Source organism: Streptomyces sp. NPDC058637 (assembly GCF_042717325.1).
Lineage (GTDB): Bacteria > Actinomycetota > Actinomycetes > Streptomycetales > Streptomycetaceae > Streptomyces.
The window spans coordinates 108,106-124,644 of record NZ_JBHXRD010000007.1 but is presented as its reverse complement, the minus strand read 5'-3'; the positions used below and the strand labels follow the sequence as shown (position 1 = coordinate 124,644).

At 72.0% G+C, this 16,539-nt stretch carries 15 protein-coding genes and 3 pseudogenes; 12 read left to right on the top strand and 6 right to left on the bottom strand.

The window, feature by feature from the left end:
- Positions 1-374: 374 nt before the first annotated feature.
- From ACFWVP_RS09180 to ACFWVP_RS09170, 3 genes and pseudogenes are all read right to left on the bottom strand, one after another.
- Complete coding sequence (locus ACFWVP_RS09180) at positions 375-1,130, bottom strand: alpha/beta fold hydrolase (RefSeq protein WP_384494937.1); 756 nt, start codon at positions 1,128-1,130, stop codon at positions 375-377.
- Positions 1,131-1,518: 388 nt separating this feature from the next.
- Positions 1,519-2,100, bottom strand: a pseudogene (locus ACFWVP_RS09175) (NAD(P)/FAD-dependent oxidoreductase); the annotation flags it as partial.
- Complete coding sequence (locus ACFWVP_RS09170; protein WP_384494935.1) at positions 2,097-2,510, bottom strand: arsenate reductase ArsC; 414 nt, start codon at positions 2,508-2,510, stop codon at positions 2,097-2,099. The gene ACFWVP_RS09170 and the pseudogene ACFWVP_RS09175, both read right to left, overlap by 4 nt.
- 92 nt (positions 2,511-2,602) lie before the next feature.
- Here ACFWVP_RS09170 and ACFWVP_RS09165 point away from each other — a divergent pair, with 92 nt between their 5' ends.
- Genes ACFWVP_RS09165 through ACFWVP_RS09155 form a run of 3 tightly spaced genes read left to right on the top strand, consistent with a single transcriptional unit; the run spans position 2,603 to position 5,075 of the window.
- The gene (locus tag ACFWVP_RS09165; RefSeq protein ID WP_384494933.1) at positions 2,603-2,911 is read left to right on the top strand and encodes an ArsR/SmtB family transcription factor; all 309 of its coding nucleotides are present in this window, start codon (positions 2,603-2,605) and stop codon (positions 2,909-2,911) included.
- Positions 2,908-4,020, top strand: a complete 1,113-nt coding sequence (gene arsB / locus ACFWVP_RS09160) for an ACR3 family arsenite efflux transporter (protein WP_384494931.1) — start codon at positions 2,908-2,910, stop codon at positions 4,018-4,020. The genes ACFWVP_RS09165 and arsB overlap by 4 nt, the downstream gene beginning before the upstream one ends.
- Positions 4,017-5,075: an ArsO family NAD(P)H-dependent flavin-containing monooxygenase gene (locus ACFWVP_RS09155; protein ID WP_384494929.1), complete on the top strand. Its 1,059-nt coding sequence runs from the start codon at positions 4,017-4,019 to the stop codon at positions 5,073-5,075. Before arsB ends, ACFWVP_RS09155 begins: the two co-directional genes overlap by 4 nt.
- A gap of 74 nt (positions 5,076-5,149) precedes the next feature.
- On the opposite strand, the pseudogene ACFWVP_RS09150 reads toward ACFWVP_RS09155, so the two are convergent.
- Together ACFWVP_RS09150 and ACFWVP_RS09145 are read right to left on the bottom strand one after the other, a co-directional pair.
- Positions 5,150-5,382 (bottom strand): annotated as a pseudogene (locus tag ACFWVP_RS09150) (N-acetyltransferase); the annotation flags it as partial.
- 29 nt (positions 5,383-5,411) lie between these two features.
- Entirely contained in the window at positions 5,412-5,786 is a 375-nt protein-coding gene (locus ACFWVP_RS09145; protein ID WP_384494927.1) for an ArsR/SmtB family transcription factor, read from the bottom strand.
- Between the two features lie 484 nt (positions 5,787-6,270).
- On the opposite strand from ACFWVP_RS09145, the gene ACFWVP_RS09140 reads away from it, so the two are divergent.
- The 6 genes and pseudogenes from ACFWVP_RS09140 to ACFWVP_RS09115 all read left to right on the top strand — a co-directional run bounded on the left by ACFWVP_RS09140 (position 6,271) and on the right by ACFWVP_RS09115 (position 11,968).
- Positions 6,271-7,638: an NAD(P)-binding domain-containing protein gene (locus ACFWVP_RS09140; protein ID WP_384494926.1), complete on the top strand. Its 1,368-nt coding sequence runs from the start codon at positions 6,271-6,273 to the stop codon at positions 7,636-7,638.
- Between the two features lie 32 nt (positions 7,639-7,670).
- Complete coding sequence (locus ACFWVP_RS09135) at positions 7,671-8,135, top strand: ArsI/CadI family heavy metal resistance metalloenzyme (protein WP_384494924.1); 465 nt, start codon at positions 7,671-7,673, stop codon at positions 8,133-8,135.
- A gap of 7 nt (positions 8,136-8,142) precedes the next feature.
- Positions 8,143-8,439: pseudogene (locus ACFWVP_RS09130) on the top strand (MFS transporter); the annotation flags it as partial.
- Between the two features lie 20 nt (positions 8,440-8,459).
- On the top strand, positions 8,460-8,942 hold the full coding sequence (locus ACFWVP_RS09125) for a hypothetical protein (protein ID WP_384494922.1): 483 nt from the start codon (positions 8,460-8,462) through the stop codon (positions 8,940-8,942).
- A gap of 347 nt (positions 8,943-9,289) precedes the next feature.
- Entirely contained in the window at positions 9,290-11,089 is a 1,800-nt protein-coding gene (locus ACFWVP_RS09120; RefSeq protein WP_384494920.1) for a gamma-glutamyltransferase family protein, read from the top strand.
- 45 nt (positions 11,090-11,134) lie between these two features.
- Positions 11,135-11,968 carry an inositol monophosphatase family protein gene (locus ACFWVP_RS09115; RefSeq protein ID WP_384494918.1) on the top strand — a complete coding sequence of 278 codons (834 nt, stop codon included), beginning with the start codon at positions 11,135-11,137 and terminating at the stop codon, positions 11,966-11,968.
- Between the two features lie 3 nt (positions 11,969-11,971).
- Here the strand turns inward: ACFWVP_RS09115 and ACFWVP_RS09110 are convergent, their stop codons facing one another.
- On the bottom strand, positions 11,972-12,817 hold the full coding sequence (locus tag ACFWVP_RS09110; RefSeq protein ID WP_384494916.1) for a nucleotidyltransferase domain-containing protein: 846 nt from the start codon (positions 12,815-12,817) through the stop codon (positions 11,972-11,974).
- Positions 12,818-12,903: 86 nt separating this feature from the next.
- Here ACFWVP_RS09110 and ACFWVP_RS09105 point away from each other — a divergent pair, with 86 nt between their 5' ends.
- The 3 genes from ACFWVP_RS09105 to ACFWVP_RS09095 all read left to right on the top strand — a co-directional run bounded on the left by ACFWVP_RS09105 (position 12,904) and on the right by ACFWVP_RS09095 (position 16,519).
- On the top strand, positions 12,904-14,319 hold the full coding sequence (locus ACFWVP_RS09105) for a phytoene desaturase family protein (protein WP_384494914.1): 1,416 nt from the start codon (positions 12,904-12,906) through the stop codon (positions 14,317-14,319).
- A gap of 192 nt (positions 14,320-14,511) precedes the next feature.
- Complete coding sequence (locus ACFWVP_RS09100; RefSeq protein WP_384494913.1) at positions 14,512-15,984, top strand: AlkA N-terminal domain-containing protein; 1,473 nt, start codon at positions 14,512-14,514, stop codon at positions 15,982-15,984.
- Between the two features lie 16 nt (positions 15,985-16,000).
- Positions 16,001-16,519, top strand: coding sequence for a methylated-DNA--[protein]-cysteine S-methyltransferase (locus ACFWVP_RS09095; protein ID WP_384494911.1), 519 nt, complete (start codon positions 16,001-16,003; stop codon positions 16,517-16,519).
- Positions 16,520-16,539: the final 20 nt, after the last annotated feature.

Sequence of the window (16,539 nt, the reverse complement as noted above, 5' to 3'; positions counted from 1 at the left end):
TGGTCGGGGCCCGCGCTGCTTGCCCTGGTGGAGCTGGACAGGCGCGGGATCCGATGTCGCCGGCGAGCCGGCCCCACACCCCGAACAAGACCGCCCGCTGTATTCGGACGTCTCAGGCCACCGTGCTGCCTTGGCCGCGTTCGCGGGGCCGGCCTCGCTGCTGAGGCCTAAAAGGTACCTGTGTGCGGGCCGTCACCACTGCGCGAGCGGGGTGACGAGCTCGGTCTCGCGGCCGCCGCGCTTCGAGGTGACTACTGCCACCCGCCGGTACGGCACCGCCGGCGCCCCGGACGACAGACGACAAGCTGAGGACGGCCGCGTCCGGTTCGTGCAGACCGCGGTGCGTTCCTGGAGCCCGCGCGGTGTTGTCACACTCAGACGCGCAGGAATGTTTCGAGGGTTGTTGCGAGGGCTACCGGTGTCTCGTGCATGGGGTAGTGGCCGCTGTTGGCGATCTCTTCCAGTTCGGCGTTGGGGTAGTGCGTCAGCCAGGTGGCGCGCATGGCGTCGGCGGTGAGGGCGAGGTCGTGCTCGCCGACGATGACCTTGACGGGGACGGGCTGGCCGGTGATCTGTTCGGCGAGGTCGGCGGTGACCCAGTCCTTGACGTAGCTGCCGAATGCCTCGCGGGTCGAGCACTCCAGGGAGCGGTCGACCATCAGGTCGACCCACACCGGGGACGCGCGCTGACCGGTGACCAGGTCCACGATGGCCCGCCGCTTGTCGCGGTCTTGCGCGGCGCCGTAGAACAGCGCCTCGCCGTCGGCGTCCAGCGGATACGCGCCGGCGGGGACGGGGGCGATCCCTACCAGCTTCCGCACCCGCTGGGGGGCTTGGGCCAGCACTTGCTGGACGGCCTTGCCGCCCATGGAGTGGCCGACGAGGGAGAAGCGTTCCCAGTCGAGCTCGTCGGCGAGGGTGAGGGCGTCGTCGGCGATTTCGGCGAGCGTGTAGATGCCGGTGACGTGTTTGCGGTCGCCGTAGCCGCGGTAGTCGAGGAAGGCGTAGCTGAAGGTCTCACCGTCCAGGTAGTCCAGGAAGGGCCCCCAGCCGGAGCTGGTGCCGAACCAGTCGTGGAGCACCAGGACTTTGTGGTCTCCGGAGCCGATCAGACGGTGCTGAGTGGTCATGGCAGCGCAACCTTCTACGGATTGTGGTGGTGGTCTCGCGGGGTGCGGGGACGGCTCGTTCACCGCTGGAGGGCGCGCGGACGTCCGCTGACTGCGGCCCCCTGGTCTGCCTTGAGTGATCTCGAACTCAACCCGCTGGTTCCCTTCCAGGTGCCGGGAACCGCTGCCCACGATCGAGGAGAAGCGGACGAAGGGATCTGTACCGCCCTCGTCGGGGAGATGAACCCGAAGTCCTTCTCGCCGTTGAACCACTGCACGGTGCCCTCGGCCGCATCCGCGCCCCGCCTCTCATCCGTACCGCAGCGCGTGGGTGCGCCGGCCGTAGCCTCGACGCGGCTCCTGATCCATTCCCTCAGCCCATGGCGGACGCGGGAATCGCCGCCTGGGACCAGAAGTACCGGACGAGCATCGACCTGTGGCGCCCGGAGAGCGCAATCCGCAGCGTCGAGCGGCGGTGGGTGACGGTGACTGACCTGGCGAAGCGGGTGAGGAAGGTGGCTTCCTCCATGGCGGTGTCGCCGCCGCGACGATGTCGCGGTCACGGAAGAAGAACCCGTCGCAGGTCGCGCACCAGGACACCCCGTGGCCGGACAGCTCGTCCTCGCGAGGAAGACCGAGTCTGCGGTAGCCGGAACCGGTCGCGACGATCACGTGCGGGCGCGGTGGACGGTGCCGGCGGAGTCGGTGAGCAGCTTGATGTCACCGGTCAGGTCGACGGACAGGGAGTCGTCGATCATCTCGGCACCGAACCTCTCGGCCTGGGCCCGCATGTTCTCCATGAGGACCGGGCCGTCGACGCCCCCGGGGAGCCCGGGGAAGTTCTCGACCTCGGTCGTGGTCGTCAGCGACCCGCCGACGAAGATGGAGCTGCCGAACAGCAGGGCTTCAGCTGCGCACGAGCGGTGTAGAGGGCGGCGGTGTATCCGGCGGGTCCGGATCCGATGATGACGACGTCGCGTATCTCGCTCATGCCGTCGTCTCCGGGGCGATCTCGGCGATCAGGCCCTCGACCAGAGTCTTGATCTCGTCGCGGATCGGACGCACGGCTTCGACGCCCTGGCCGGCCGGGTCCTCGAGCTGCCAGTCGAGGTAGCGCTTGCCGGGGAAGACGGGGCAGGTGTCGCCGCAGCCCATGGTGATGCAGACGTCCGATTCCCTCACCGCGTCGATGGTGAGGATCTTCGGTGTCTCGGCGGAGATGTCGATGCCGACCTCGGCCATGGCCTCGACGGCGGCCGGGTTGACCTGATCGCCGGGGCTGGACCCGGCGGAGCGGACCTCGACGCGGTCGCCGGCCAGGTGGGTCAGCCAGGCGGCGGCCATCTGGGAGCGGCCGGCGTTGTGGACACAGACGAACAGGACGGACGGCTTGTCGGCCATGGTGATCGTTCTCTCTCGTCGCATGGCGGGCAGCCGCCGATGACTTCAGCCCCCGCTGGTATCAGCGGGTGATGATGTGAGAGTATCAGCGCATGCTGACTTCAGTCGATCCTGATGTGATCCGGGTGCTGGGCGATCCGCTCCGCCTGAAGATCGTGACCCTGCTGGCGCGCGAGACGCTCTGCACGACGCACCTGGTCGAGGAGACCGGAGCCAAGCAGACCAACCTGTCCAACCACATGAAGGTGCTGCGCGAGGCCGGGCTGGTGGAGACCGAGCCGTGCGGCCGCTTCACCTACTACAAGCTCAGGCCCGAGGTCCTGGCCGGGCTCTCCGAGCAATTCGCCGCACTGTCCGACTCCGCCCGCACCGCTTCCGAGAACAAGAGGGCCTGCCCGTGACCGCCACCGAGCCCACCACCGCCCCCGCTCCGGCCGGCGGTGAGGCCGACTCGATCGTCAGGAAGCTCTCGACCCTCGACCGCTACCTCGCGGTATGGATCCTGCTGGCCATGGCCGTCGGCCTGGGTCTGGGCCGCCTCATCCCGGGCATGAACGACGCGCTCGCGAAGATCGAGATCGGCGGGATCTCCCTGCCGATCGGGCTGGGCCTGCTGGTCATGATGTACCCGGTCCTCGCCAAGGTCCGCTACGACCGGCTCGACCGCGTGACCGGTGACCGCAAGCTGCTGGTCTCCTCGCTGGTCATCAACTGGATCGTCGGACCCGCGGTGATGTTCGCGCTGGCGTGGATCTTCCTGCCGGACCTGCCCGAGTACCGCACCGGTCTGATCATCGTCGGCCTGGCCCGCTGCATCGCCATGGTCATCATCTGGAACGACCTCGCGTGCGGGGACCGCGAGGCCGCGGCTGTCCTGGTCGCGCTGAACTCGGTGTTCCAGGTGTTCGCGTTCGGTGTGCTGGGCTGGTTCTACCTCGACCTGCTGCCGCGCTGGATGAACCTCGGCGACGGGCAGGGTCTGGACGTGCCCGTCTGGCACATCGCGCTGAACGTCGTCATCTTCCTCGGTATCCCGCTGCTGGCAGGCTTCCTGACCCGCCGCATCGGTGAGCGGAAGATGGGCCGTACCCGGTACGAGACGAGGTTCCTGCCGAAGATCGGCCCGTGGGCCCTGTACGGGCTGCTGTTCACGATCGTCGTCCTCTTCGCCCTGCAGGGCAAAACCATCACCTCGCAGCCGCTGGACGTCGTACGGATCGCACTGCCGCTGCTGGTCTACTTCGCGATCATGTTCTTCGGTACCTTCCTCCTGGGCAAGGGCCTCGGTCTGGCGTACGACCGGACCACCACGCTCGCGTTCACCGCGGCGGGCAACAACTTCGAGCTCGCCATCGCCGTCGCCATCGCCACCTTCGGCGTCACCTCCGGCCAGGCGCTGTCCGGCGTCGTGGGCCCGCTCATCGAAGTCCCGGTCCTCATCGGCCTGGTCTACGTCGCGCTCGCCTGGCGAAGGAGGTTCGCCGCCGACGCGGTAACGACGGCCCCGTGACACAGCACACGGATGTGGTGGTGGTCGGCGGAGGCCAAGCTGGACTCGCCGCCGGCTACCACCTGCGCCGCCAAGGCCTGGAGTTCGAGATCCTGGGTGCCGATCCGGCTCCGGGCGGGTCCTGGCAGCACATGTGGGACTCGCTGCACCTGTTCTCCCCGGCGGAACACTCCTCCTTGCCCGGGCGGCTCATGCCCGTCCAGCCCGGAGAGACCTACCCCGGCACGAAGCACGTCGTGGACTACCTGACGGCATACGAAAAGCGCTACGACCTGCCCGTGCAGCACGGCACCCACGTCGACGCCGTGCGCCGCGACGGCGACCGGCTCCTGGTCGAGGCCGACACCGGCACCTGGCGGGCCCGCGCGGTCATCAGCGCCACCGGCTCCTGGTCGAGGCCCTTCCTCCCCGCCGTCCCCGGCCGCGGCGTCTTCGACGGCCGGCAGCTCCACACCGTGAACTACCGCCGTCCGGCCGACTTCGCGGGGCAGCGCGTCGTCGTTGTCGGCGGCGGGAACTCCGGCGCCCAGATTGCCGCCGACCTCGCCCTGGACGACCGCGTCGACACCACGTGGGTGACCCGGCGCCCACCGCGCTTCCTGGCCGACTACATCGACGGCCGCGCCCTGTTCGATGTCGCCACCGCCCGCCGCCGTGCCCTTGAGGAAGGCCGCAGCGACAGTGGCGGGGTGGCCTCGCTCGGCGACATCGTCGCCGTGCCACCGGTTCGCGCCGCCCGCGACGCGGGGCTTCTGGAGGCGAAACCGATGTTCGCCCGGCTGGCCGCCGACGGAGTCCGGTGGGACGACGGCAGCCACACCGGCTCGGACGCGATCGTCTGGTGCACCGGCTTCCGCCCGGCCCTCGCGCACCTCGCCCCCTTGAACCTACGCGGCCCGCGTGGACACATCCCCACCGACGGCACGCGTGCCCTCGGCGAACCGCGACTGCACCTGCTCGGCTACGGCGACTGGACCGGCCCGGCGTCGGCCACCCTCATCGGCGTCGGCCGCCCAGCCCGAGACGCCGCACGCGAGATCGCACAACTCCGCTGACGGTCAGGTGATGGCGGGGCTACGGCGCGGCGAGGATGACGGCGCGCCGGACTCCGTGATGGCGCCCGATCCGCTCCCGCGTACGCACACCGGTCCGGAACCCCTGCTCGCCGCTACCCGGCCCAGCACCACCCCGGTGTCGTCGAGCGAGGCGAGAACCGTGCTCGGGCAGCTTCGCGCCGTCGAACGTCTCCCAGGCGGGCGGGCTGGTCCCGGACGTGGCATTGCCCTCGTCGATGCCCGCCCGGTAGATCGCCGGCACCTGTGCGGCGTGCTCCGCCGTCAACGGCGTGACCACCGCATGCATGCCCCGCTCCCCCTCCTCCCGGGCGGGCGTCAGGCCGCGGTCGGCATGGCGAGCAGCTTGCCCATCGCGGCGAGTACCGACGGCTCGACCCGGTAGTACACCCAGGTGCCGCGCCGCTCGGAGGTGAGCAAGCCGGCGTCCTTCAGCTTCTTCAGGTGATGGGACACCGTGGGCTGGGAGACGCCGACATCGGAGATGTCGCACACACACGCCTCCCCGCCCTCGTGCGAGGCCACGGCGGAGAACAGCCGCAGGCGCACCGGGTCACCGAGCGCCTTGAACATCCGCGCGGCCGTCTCGGCCTCCACGGCGGTCATCGGGCGCTCGGTCAGCGGCGGACAGCACGGCACCACACCCTGACCACCGGCGGGCTCAAGCAGCGGCAGCACCTTCGTATTCGACATATGTCTATGTTGACACACGTCGAACCAGTGCGGGAGGTCCGTCATCGGCGCGCGAGGTGGGCGGCCAGGCGCCGGGCGATGCGCTCCGCATCCAGGCCCGTAGGCGGGGAGGTAGGCGACGACCTCGTCGCGGTACGGATGGCTGTCACGGTCCTAACCGGAAAACGGCATGCCCGGCAAAGAGCCGTACCGCGCAGGCGAGAACAGTGTGAGGCTGCCGTAGTAGCGCGGCCACGACCCGGCTGTGCGGCCGGAAGCCTCCAGCACACCCGGCCGCAGTCCGTGGCGCGGCGGTGGCGGCCTCCCGGCAGTGCGTGAGCGGTGGCGAGTCCGGACCGGCCGCCGCCGATCAGGGCGACGTCGATGTGCTCTCCATCGGCACACCCTATGGTTTCGATAAACGTCTATGTTGACGTTCATCAATACAGGTGCCATGCTGGATCCCGAAGACATCGACAGATGTCGAAACACGTAAGGAGTCGTCGTGAACGCGCCCGCCACCACCGAGCTGCCCGTCGTCGTGATCGGGGCCGGACCCGCCGGTCTGGCCGCCGCCGCCCACCTGCTCGACCAGGGCATCGAGCCCCTGGTCCTGGAAGCCGGCCACAGCGCCGGCGCCGCAGTGCGCGAGTGGGCGCATGTGCGTCTGTTCTCCACCTGGGCCGAAGTCGTCGACCCGGCCGCCGAGAAACTACTGGCCCCCGCGGGCTGGACACGGCCCGACCCGGCCATCCACCCCTCCGGCGGCGACTGGGCCGAGCAGTACCTGCAGCCGCTCGCCGACGTCCTCGGCGACCGCGTCCGCCTCGATGCGACGGTCACCGGCGTCTCGCGCACCGGCCGCGACCGCGTCGTCGACGCCGACCGCGAGCAGCAGCCGTTCGTCGTGCACTTCAGCCACGCCGACGGCCGTGAGGAGCGCGTCTTCGCCCGCTCCGTCATCGACGCCTCCGGCACCTGGGCCACACCCGGCCCGGCCGGCGCCGGTGGCCTCGCCGCCCTCGGCGAGAAGGCGGCGGCCGACCGGATCACCTACCGCGTCCCGGACCTGAAGGACCAGGCCGTCCGTGCCAGGTACGCCGGAAAGCGCACCGCCGTGATCGGCTCCGGCGCCTCCGCGTTCACCGCCCTCGCCTCCCTCGCCTCCCTCGCCAAGTCGGACGACGGCACGGGCACGAAGGGGGTGTGGATCCTGCGCCGCGGCATCTCCGGCTCGACCTTCGGTGGCGGAGAAGCCGACCAGCTTCCGGCGCGCGGTGCCCTGGGCCTGGCGGCGAAGGCCGCCGTCGACGAGGGTCACGCGGACGCGGTCACGGGATTCCGGACCGAGGCGATCGAGCGCGACGCCGACGGCCGCCTGATCCTGGTCGGCGAGGACGGGCGCCGTCTGGACACGGTCGACGAGGTGATCGTGCTGACCGGCCTCCGCCCCGACCTGTCCTTCCTCGGCGAACTGCGCCTGGGCCTGGACGAGCGCCTCCAGGCGCCTGTCGAGCTGGCTCCGCTGATCGACCCCAACCAGCACTCCTGCGGCACCGTCTATCCGCACGGTCACCGCGAACTCTCCCACCCCGAGCAGGGCGTGTACCTGGTCGGCATGAAGTCCTACGGCCGCGCCCCGACATTCCTGGCGATGACCGGCTACGAGCAGGTCCGATCCGTCGCCGCCGCGATCGCCGGCGACCTCGAGGCCGCCGACCGCGTCGAACTCACCCTCCCGGAAACCGGAGTCTGCGGCGGGGCCGGGCTGCTCGACGAACCCGAGACCGCGCAGGCAGACGGCGGCTGCTGCGCAACACCCTCAACCCCGCAGATCGGCGTCGGCGCTCCGGCCATCTCCGGCGCCTGCTGACGCGTACCCACCCACCCGGCAGGAGGACCGTCATGTCCCGCGTACAACTCGCCCTGCGTGTCCCTGACCTGGCCGCATCCGTCGCCTTCTACACCAAGCTGTTCGGCACCGAGCCGGCCAAACTGCGTGACGGCTACGCCAACTTCGCCGTTGCCGAGCCTCCGCTCAAACTCGTCCTGATCGAAGGCTCCGCAGGCGAAGACACCCGCATGGACCACCTCGGCGTGGAAGTCGACAGCACCGAAGCCGTCCAATCGGCCACCGCCCGGCTGAACAAGGAAGGCCTGGCAACGGCAGAAGAGAACGACACCACCTGCTGTTACGCCGTCCAGGACAAGGTCTGGGTCCATGGGCCCGGCCACGAGCCGTGGGAGGTGTACGTCGTGAAGGCCGACGCCAACGCACTGACCAAGCAGCAGAGCAGCCCGTGCTGCTCCAGCCCGGAAAGCACCGACGCCGACGCGCGCGATCCGGTCACAACCGGCAGCTGTTGCTGACCCTGCAATGACCAGCCCGCACACCGACCAGGCCGCGACCGGAACAGGGGACCGGTCGCGGCCTCGCGCCGTCCTGCCCGCCCTGTCCACCACGCAGATCACCAGCTGAGGCGCCATCTACTACGCCTTCCCCGTGCTCAACCCGGAGATCACCGCCACCACCGGCTGGTCCGCCGGCGCGACGACCGCCGCGTTCTCCGCCGCTCCGCTCGTCTCCGCATGCTCCGGAATCCGTGTCGGCCGCATCCTCGACCACCGCGGCCCTCGCACCGTGATGACCGCAGGCTCCGTCCTCGGCGTGCTCAGGGGTGATTCACTGGCCCGATGAGCACGTTCGACGACTACCTCACGGACTGGGAGTTCGGCGAGGGCTGGCGGCCGGTGGTCGAGCACCTGGCGGCCCGCGTCACGAGCTGGCCCAAGGGGGCGCCGGAACCTGAAGACTTCTGCGTGGACTTCCCCGCCGACGTCCTGTGGACAGACGGCCTGCTGGTGTGGACGAGCCTGGTGGACCCCGTGCTCAATATGACCAGCACCTGCTTGGGCGGCCAGATCGACCGTACGGGTCTTCGCTGCGGCATCCTGAACCCCCACAATCCGGGGGACCACCTCGACTGCCGCTTCGTCCTTCCCGGCGAAGGAAGATCCCTTTCTGATCTGGCGGATGTGCTTCTGGACTGGGTGGCCGCCGAGGCCGCACGTCTTTCCACCAGTCGACCGCAGCCCCTTCGCGCGCCGGGATCCGTGCGACCGGAGGGTGACCGCTCCCGGGCTCGTGTTCAGCGTGAGTGGTCGCCGGGGGCATAGTGCCGCCAGGTTCCCCCTGTCTCGGCGGCGAGCTGGGCGGCGGTGTCGTCGTGGTAGCGGTGCGTCGTGCGGAGCGACTGGGCACCCGGCCGCGCACCGTCTCCGGGCCCGCCGCGTCGAGGCCGCACCCGCGGCCGTTCCGCTCCGCCCGGAAGGACGGCCGTCCCCTGGAGCCGGAGACCGCACTTCATGCCGGAGGCGGGCCGCAGAGGGCGGCGGGTGATCGATAGCCTGACCGATGATCGGGTGAACGACCCTGCAGGGCGAAACTCCCCAGCTTCTCCCCAGGGCCGATAGTGAGCCGTGTTCGGGCCGTTTGCCACGTACAACCACCAAGGTGAGGCGCGATGTTCACGACCCGGCCGACCCTCCAGGGCACCTTCGGCATGGTGTCCTCCACCCACTGGCTCGCCTCGCAGTCCGCGATGGCCGTCCTGGAGGACGGCGGCAACGCCTTCGACGCGGCCGTCGCCGCCGGATTCGTCCTGCACGTCGTCGAACCCCACCTCAACGGCCCGGCCGGGGAGGTACCCGTCATCCTGGCGCCGAAGGACGGCGACGTGCGGGTGCTGTGCGGCCAGGGACCCGCCCCCGCCGGAGCGACCGTCGCCCACTACCGGGGGCTCGGCCTCGACCTGGTGCCCGGCACCGGGCCGCTGGCCGCCGCCGTACCGGGCGCCTTCGACGCGTGGATGGTCCTCCTGCGCGACCACGGCACCAGGACCCTCCGCCAGATGCTGCGGTACGCGATCGGATACGCCGAGGACGGCCACCCACCGGTCGAGCGGATCGGCGAGACCGTGGAGACGGTCCGCGAGCTGTTCGAGACCTCCTGGCCGTCGTCCGCCGAGGTGTACCTCCCCGGCGGGAGGGCCCCACGGCCGGGCGAACTGTTCCGCAACCCCGCACTCGCCGCGACCTGGCGGCGGCTGATCGCCGAGGCCGAGCGGACCGGTGGCGCCGACCGCGTCGCCCAGATCGAGGCCGCCCGCGCCGTCTGGAGCGAGGGCTTCATCGCCGAGGCCCTGGTCCGGCAGGCGGCCGTACCCACGCCGGACACCAGCGGCACCCGCCACACCGGCACGCTCACCGCCGACGACCTGGCCGGCTGGTCCGCGGCCTACGAGGCCCCCGCCACGTACGACTGGAACGGCTGGACGCTGGCCAAGGCCGGCGGCTGGAGCCAGGGCCCCGCCTTCCTCCAGCAGCTCGCGCTCCTCCCCGACGAGCTGCCGCCGCACGGCTGCGCCGACTACGTGCACCTGCTCGTCGAGGGCTGCAAGCTCGCCATGGCGGACCGCGAGGCCTGGTACGGCGACGCCGACGACGTCCCCCTGGACACCCTGCTCTCCGAGCCGTACAACACCGCACGCCGTGCCCTCGTCACCGACGAGGCGTCCCACGAGCTCCGCCCCGGCAGCCCCGGCGGGCGCACCCCCGTCCTCAGCGCCCACGCCCGCGCCGTCGCGGCCGGCCTCGGCACCACCGGTGTACCGACGGTCGCGGGTGCGGGCGAGCCGACCGTCGCCGGGGACGGCACGACCCGCGGCGACACCTGCCACCTCGACATCGTCGACCGCTGGGGCAACATGGTCTCCGCCACCCCCAGCGGCGGCTGGCTCCAGTCGAACCCCGTCGTCCCCGAGCTCGGCTTCCCGCTCGGTACCCGGCTGCAGATGGCCTGGCTCGACGAGGGACTGCCCAACACCCTCACCCCCGGCCGCCGCCCCCGCACGACCCTGACCCCGTCGCTTGCCCTGCGCGACGGCGTCCCGGTCATGGCGTTCGGCACCCCCGGCGGCGACCAGCAGGACCAGTGGCAGCTCCACTTCTTCCTGGCCGTCGCCCTGCGCCCCCGGATCCGCGGCGGGCTCGACCTGCAGGGCGCCATCGACGCCCCGAACTGGCACAACGACAGCTTCCCCGGCTCCTTCCACCCGCGCGGCATGAGGCCCGGCAGCCTGACCGTCGAGGAGCGCATGGACCCCGACGTCGTCGCGGAGCTGCGCCGCCGCGGCCACGACGTCACCGTCGGCCCGCCCTGGTCCGAGGGGAGGCTGTGCGCCGTCGCCCGTGATCCGGAGACCGGAGTGCTGTCCGCCGCGGCCAATCCACGCGGCATGCAGGGGTACGCGGTCGGCCGCTGACCGCCCACCCGCGGCGTCCCACGCGGACCGTGCTTAGCTGGAGGCATGATCGATGACTTCCTCGCCGAGAACGGGAACCTGACCGAGGTCGAGGCGGCGGTCCGTGCAGCGGCCGCCGCGGAGATCCTGCCGCGCTACCGGCAGCTCGCCACGCACGAGATCGTCGAGAAGAGCGGCCCGCACGACCTGGTCACCGCCGCGGACCGGCTGGCCGAGGAACACCTCACCAAATCCCTGACCCGGCTCCTGCCCGGTTCGGCCGTCGTCGGCGAGGAGGCCGTCCACGCCGACCCGGCCGTGTACGACGCGCTCGGCGGCGACGCGCCCGTGTGGATCGTGGACCCCGTCGACGGAACCCGCCAGTTCGTCCACGGCGAACCCGGCTTCTGCACCCTGGTCGCCCTCGCCCACCACGGACAGGTGTACGCCTCATGGACGTACGCCCCCGTGCTCGGCGAGATGGCCGTCGCCGTACGGGGGAGGGGTGCCACCCTCAACGGCACCCCGCTGCACAGCGGTTCGCCCGCGCCGGGAGCCGTGCTCAAGGTGGCGATGTCACACCCCGACTACACCTCCGACGCCCAGAAGCGCGCCCTGCTCGGTCTGCGTACCGATGGGATCGACGCCCGTGCGTGCGGCTCGGCCGGCCTGGAGTACCTCGCCGTCGCCTGCGGGGCACAGGACGCCGTCGCGTTCAACTGGGAGTTCGCCTGGGACCACGCGGCGGGCCTGCTCCTGGTCGCCGAGGCGGGCGGCGCCGAGTCGACGCTCTCCGGCGCCCCGTACCGCATCACCGGCGGCAACGACCTCCCGTTCACGGCGGCCAGGGACAGGCCCACCGCGGACCGGATCCTGTCCGCGCTGCGTGCCGGCCTGTAGCGCTCACGCTCCCGCGGCGGCGACCGCGGGACCACCGCCGGCGAGCACGTCCCGTACGTCCCGCACGACACCGGCCGCGGTCTCCACCGCCGCCGCGTCCAGCCCGCGCAGGGACCGGGAGACCCGGTCCGCGAAGTCCGCGGGCGTGTCCGGCAGGGCGGCCGCGGCGGCCAGCGCGCCCTTCTCGTTGAGACACCAGGTGCGGTGATGGGCGTGCAGGGCCTGGGCGAGGATCCCGAACGCCTTCGACAGGCACAGGGCGACATGGAGCGTGTCACCCGTCGGCGCCGACTTACGGGCGCCGGCCACGGAGAACTCCGCCTCCCACGCCGCCTCGGCCAGAGCCTCGCGCAGCGGCTCGGGATAGGTCCGCACCGCTTCCTGGAGGGGCGTCAACTCGCCGTGGGGGTCCTCCAGCACGCGGCCGAGGGCGACCTCGCCGACATAGCAGGGGGACCAGAACCCCAGCGGGTGCCCGGGCTGGACGCCCACCTCGAAGCGGCCCTCCCGGCAGTCGGACCACACCGACTCCACCCGGTCCAGATCGCGCAGGATCCAGTCGACGGCGACACCGTCCACCGTCAGCCACGCACCGCCGTCGACCCACGGCCCCCAGCCGCCCGGCCCCGCGACCTCCAGCGGTGAACCCTGGATCTCCGAGCCCAGAGCGGCCATCGCGGCGAGGTCGGGTGTGCCGCGGTAGTAGACGCCCAGGTCCCAGTCGGAGTCGGGCCGGTGGGTGCCACGGGCCCGGCTGCCGCCCAGGACGACGGCCCGGACACCGGACACGGCGGTGAGCCGGGAGGCCATGGCGGCGACGGCGGAAGAGGGTGCGCACGCGGTGTTCATCGAGCGGAAGGCTACCCGCGGGCCGGTTGTCGGTGCGCCCGAATATCCTGGGGGCCCTGGCCATCGGCTGACGAAGGAGTCCGAAGGTGCCATCGATGCTGGACGCCGTAATCGTGGGGGCGGGCCCCAACGGGCTGACGGCCGCGGTCGAACTGGCCCGCCGGGGCCTCGCCGTCGAGGTCTTCGAGGCCCACGGGACCGTCGGAGGCGGCGCGCGCACCGAGGAGCTCACCCTCCCCGGCTTCCGCCACGACCCGTGTTCCGCCGTCCACCCGCTGGGCATCGGCTCGCCCGCCTTCGACGCGATGCCGCTGGCCCGGCACGGCCTGCAATGGCTGCAGCCCGAGCTGGCGCTCGCCCACCCCTTCCCGGACGGTTCCGCCGCCGTGCTCACCCGGTCCGTGGGGGAGAGCGCCATGTCGCTCGGCCCGCAGGACGCGGGCGCGTACCGCAGGATGGTCGAGCCCTACACCGGCCACTGGGACACCCTCGCCGCGGACTTCCTGCGCACCCCGTGGGACGGGCTGCCCCGCGACCCGTACCGATGGGTCCGCTTCGGCCTCGACGCGCTGCCACCCGCCACCCTCCTCTCCCGCCGCTTCCGGGGGGCCAGGGCGCGCGGACTGATCGCGGGGCTCGCCGCCCACGCCATCGCGCCCACCAGCGGAATCGCGACGAGCGGGATCGCCCTGCTGTTCGCGCTCGCCGCACACGCGAAGGGCTGGCCGGTGCCGCGCGGTGGCTCGCAGGCCATCTCCGACGCCCTCGCCTCGTACCTGCGCGAACAGGGCGGCACGATCCGGACGGGCGTGGAGGTCAAGCGCCTCGACGAACTCCCGCCCGCCCGCGCCTACGTCTTCGACACCTCGCCCACCGCGATGGCCCGTATCGCCGGACTCGGCAGCGCCTACGGCCGCTACCGCTACGGCGCCTCCTGCTTCAAGATCGACTACGCGCTGTCGGGCCCCGTCCCGTGGACCGCGGAAGAGGCCCGGCGGGCCGGCACGGTCCATGTCGGGCCCACGGCCGGGGAGATCGACACCGCCCTGCGCGCCGCCGTGGAGGGCGACGACCCGAGCGTCCCCTTCCTGATCACCGCACAGCCGAGCCTCGTCGACCCGTCCCGGGCCCCCGAGGGCCGCCACGTCTTCTGGGTCTACGGACACGTCCCGGCGGGCTGGGAAGGGGACGCGACGGAGGTCATCGAGCGGCAGATCGAGCGGTTCGCGCCCGGCTTCCGCGATCTCGTCCTGGCCCGCGCGATCGCCGGACCGCCCCAACTCGCCGCGCGCAACGCCAACTACGTCGGCGGTGACATCGCGACGGGAGCGTTCGCCGGACTGCAGACGGTGCTCCGCCCCAAGCTCGCCCGCGTGCCGTACGCCACCGCCCACCCGGCGGTCTTCCTCTGCTCCTCGGCCACCCCGCCCGGCCCCGGAGTGCACGGCATGTCCGGCCACCACGCGGCGAGGGCGGTGTGGAAGCGGCTGCGGGCCGGGTGAGGGCCCGCACGGGCGGTACGGGAGGCGGCCCGGCGGCAGGGGCACCTCCCGTAGCCGCCCCCTAGCAGGCCCGCCGGCAGTGGTGGCGGCGCCGGTGCCGTATTCGCTCGAACGGATGATGTCGGATTCCCGCGCGGGGCTGATGTCGGATTTCCGCCAGCCCTCCCGTTCCGGGTGCCTGATCCTGGAGGCATGCACACCGACACCGAGCGTTGCGTACGGGCCGTACAGTCGAAGGACGCCCGCTTCGACGGCTGGTTCTTCACCGCGGTCCTGACCACCCGGATCTACTGCCGGCCCAGCTGCCCGGTGGTGCCGCCCAAGGTGCGCAACATGAGCTTCTACCCCAGCGCGGCCGCGTGCCAGCAGGCCGGATTCCGAGCCTGCAAGCGGTGCCGGCCGGACACCAGCCCCGGCTCCCCGGAGTGGAACGCCCGCGCCGACTCCGTCGCCCGTGCGATGCGCCTCATCCAGGACGGGGTCGTCGACCGCGAGGGTGTACCGGGTCTCGCCGCGCGGCTCGGCTACTCCGCCCGGCAGATCGAGCGCCAACTCCTCGCCGAAGTCGGCGCCGGGCCGCTCGCCCTGGCGCGGTCCCAGCGGGCCCAGACGGCCCGCGTCCTCATCGAGACGACCGCGCTTCCGATGGCGGAAGTGGCGTTCGCGGCCGGATTCGCCTCCATCCGCACGTTCAACGACACCGTCCGCGAGGTCTTCGCCCTGGCGCCGGGAGAGCTGCGCGCCCGCGCGGCACGCGGGGCGGGCGCGGCAGAGGCGGCCGGCGTCATCACCCTGCGGCTGCCCTACCGTGCCCCGCTCAACCCCAGCAACCTCTTCGGGCACCTGGCCGCGACGGCCGTCCCCGGGGTCGAGGAGTGGCGCGACGGCGCCTACCGCCGCACGCTCCGGCTGCCGCACGGACACGGCATCGTGGCGCTCTCACCGAGGTCCGACCACATCGCCTGCCGGCTCTCCCTCACCGATCCGCGCGATCTGACCCAGGCCATCAGCCGCTGCCGCAGACTCTTCGACCTGGACGCCGACCCCGTCGCCGTCGACGAGCAGCTGCGCTCCGACCCGCTGCTCGCGCCGCTGGTCGACCGGGCCCCCGGGCGCCGGGTGCCGCGCACGGTGGACGCGGCGGAGTTCGCCGTACGCGCCGTGCTCGGTCAGCAGGTCTCCACGGCCGCCGCCCGTACCCACGCCGCGCGTCTGGTCACCGCCCACGGGGTACCGGTCGAGGACCCCGAGGGCGGCCTGACCCACCTGTTCCCGACACCGGAGGCGCTGGCCGGGCTCGATCCGGAGGCACTCGCCCTGCCGCGCAGCCGCCGCACCACGCTCACCACCCTGGTCGCCGCGCTCGCCGACGGATCCCTCCGCCTGGGCGAGGGCACGGACTGGGAACAGGCCCGCGCCCAGCTGACCGCACTGCCGGGATTCGGCCCCTGGACGGTCGAGGTGATCGCCATGCGCGCCCTCGGCGACCCGGACGCCTTCCTCCCCACCGACCTGGGCATCCGCAGGGCGGCCGAGAAGCTCGGCCTCCCGGCGACCCCCGCGGCACTCACCGCACGCGCCGCGCACTGGCGCCCCTGGCGCGCGTACGCCGTGCAGTACCTCTGGACCGTCGACGACCACCCCATCAACCACCTGCCCGCCTGACACCCGAGGACGATCCATGACAGCCACACCTGCGACGACCAGACAGCACACGGTCGTCGACAGCCCTTACGGAGACCTCACGCTGGTCGCCACCGACGGTGTCCTGGCAGGCCTGTACATGACCGAGCAACGGCACCGCCCGCCGGAGGAGACCTTCGGGGAACCGGACCCGCGGCCCTTCGGTGAGACGGTCCGGCAGCTGGAGGCCTACTTCGCGGGCGAGCTGACGGAATTCGACCTGCCGATGAACCTGCACGGCACACCCTTCCAGCGCAGCGTCTGGGCGGAGCTGGAGCGGATCCCGTACGGCGAGACCCGTTCGTACGGCGAGCTGGCCGAACAGCTCGGCAAGCCCGGCGCCTCCCGTGCGGTGGGCCTCGCCAACGGCAAGAACCCGGTCGGGATCATCGTCCCGTGCCACCGCGTCGTCGGAGCCTCGGGGAGCCTCACGGGATACGGCGGCGGCCTGGAACGCAAGCGGCGGCTGCTCGACTTCGAGCGGGGGGCGGACAGCGCCGTACCGGCCCTGTTCTGAGGGCCGGTACGGCGGGCCGG

Bases quoted from the DNA above. Each gene is read 5' to 3' on its own strand.
- ACFWVP_RS09165 (WP_384494933.1), top strand. From the start codon at position 2,603: ATGCTGACTTCAGTCGATCCTGATGTGATCCGGGTGCTGGGCGATCCG.
- ACFWVP_RS09145 (WP_384494927.1), bottom strand. From the start codon at position 5,786: ATGTCGAATACGAAGGTGCTGCCGCTGCTTGAGCCCGCCGGTGGTCAG.
- ACFWVP_RS09135 (WP_384494924.1), top strand. From the start codon at position 7,671: ATGTCCCGCGTACAACTCGCCCTGCGTGTCCCTGACCTGGCCGCATCC.
- ACFWVP_RS09110 (WP_384494916.1), bottom strand. From the start codon at position 12,817: ATGAACACCGCGTGCGCACCCTCTTCCGCCGTCGCCGCCATGGCCTCC.
- ACFWVP_RS09170 (WP_384494935.1), bottom strand. From the start codon at position 2,510: ATGGCCGACAAGCCGTCCGTCCTGTTCGTCTGTGTCCACAACGCCGGC.
- ACFWVP_RS09100 (WP_384494913.1), top strand. From the start codon at position 14,512: ATGCACACCGACACCGAGCGTTGCGTACGGGCCGTACAGTCGAAGGAC.
- ACFWVP_RS09120 (WP_384494920.1), top strand. From the start codon at position 9,290: ATGTTCACGACCCGGCCGACCCTCCAGGGCACCTTCGGCATGGTGTCC.
- ACFWVP_RS09115 (WP_384494918.1), top strand. From the start codon at position 11,135: ATGATCGATGACTTCCTCGCCGAGAACGGGAACCTGACCGAGGTCGAG.
- ACFWVP_RS09180 (WP_384494937.1), bottom strand. From the start codon at position 1,130: ATGACCACTCAGCACCGTCTGATCGGCTCCGGAGACCACAAAGTCCTG.
- ACFWVP_RS09125 (WP_384494922.1), top strand. From the start codon at position 8,460: ATGAGCACGTTCGACGACTACCTCACGGACTGGGAGTTCGGCGAGGGC.
- ACFWVP_RS09095 (WP_384494911.1), top strand. From the start codon at position 16,001: ATGACAGCCACACCTGCGACGACCAGACAGCACACGGTCGTCGACAGC.